Source organism: Rhizobium ecuadorense (genome assembly GCF_001187535.1).
Taxonomy (GTDB): Bacteria; Pseudomonadota; Alphaproteobacteria; order Rhizobiales; family Rhizobiaceae; genus Rhizobium; species Rhizobium ecuadorense.
In genome coordinates, this window is the sequence record NZ_LFIO01000992.1 from 1 (window position 1) to 236 (window position 236).

General features: G+C 54.7%; 1 pseudogene. It reads right to left on the reverse strand.

The window, feature by feature from the left end:
- Positions 1-236 (reverse strand): annotated as a pseudogene (locus tag AF337_RS18345) (choline dehydrogenase); the annotation flags it as partial.

The following is a 236-nucleotide window of genomic DNA, read 5'->3' on the forward strand; positions in this document are numbered from 1 at the left end:
CCCGCGGGTCATGCCGTGCACCATCATCTTTTTCGTATTTTCGTGCAGCTTGTAGTGAACCTTGATGCCCGGATCTCCGAAACGATCCTGTCGTGTTTCGTCCAGCTCGATCCTATTCTCCACCTCCGGCAGATCTTCGCAGATGATCGCCACAACGAGTTGCTTGCCATAGAGCGCATCGAAATCGCCATAGATAGCGCTCCCGAAACGCAGCTTGCGTTTGCCGAGCGCAGACA